This is a genomic window from Streptomyces niphimycinicus, assembly GCF_018883605.1.
Taxonomy (GTDB): domain Bacteria; phylum Actinomycetota; class Actinomycetes; order Streptomycetales; family Streptomycetaceae; genus Streptomyces; species Streptomyces niphimycinicus.
In genome coordinates this window covers 1-680 of record NZ_JAHLEM010000432.1, presented here as the reverse complement: position 1 = coordinate 680, position 680 = coordinate 1, and the positions used below count along the sequence as shown (strand labels likewise).

The following is a 680-nucleotide window of genomic DNA, read 5'->3' as shown; positions in this document are numbered from 1 at the left end:
CCGAGCGCCCATCTGCTGGGCGCCGGCCTTGCCGCGCTGGAACGCAGCCTGCACACCGTGCGGCTGCCGCTGGCCACCGAGTACATCCGCGCCAGCGGTATCAACCGCCTGATCAGTACCACCTGCGCCGACCGGATCGGCATCGTGGCCGCGGGGAAGCCGTACCTCGATCTGCGCCAGGCGCTGCGCGATCTGGGACTCGACGAGAGGGACTTGGCGCGCTACGGGATCCGGCTGCTCAAGCTCGGTGCGATCCACCCCGTGGAGCCCAGCATCATCAAGGAGTTCGCCGGGGGACTGAGCGAGATCATCGTGGTGGAGGAGAAGCGGTCCTTCATCGAGGCGGCCATCAAGGACATCCTCTACGCGGTGCCCGGGGCGCCCGCCGTCCATGGCAAGGCCGGTCCGGACGGTACGACGCTCTTCAGCGAGATCGGGGAACTGGGTCCCGAGGCGATCGCGGCCGCAGTGGCCCGCCGCCTGACCGCACACGGGGACATCGGCTCGGTCACCGCCTGGCGGAGCAGGCGCCGCGGGGAACGGATCTGGCTGCCTCTGCTGACCCGGACGCCGTATTTCTGCTCCGGCTGTCCACACAACTCATCCACCAAGGTTCCCGAAGGCTCGCTGGTGGGGGCCGGTATCGGCTGCCACACCATGGCCGTGTTCATGGAGCCCGG

The 680-nt window shown here is 69.1% G+C and carries 1 pseudogene; it reads left to right on the top strand.

The window, feature by feature from the left end:
• Positions 1 to 680: pseudogene (locus KN815_RS31700) on the top strand (indolepyruvate ferredoxin oxidoreductase family protein); the annotation flags it as partial.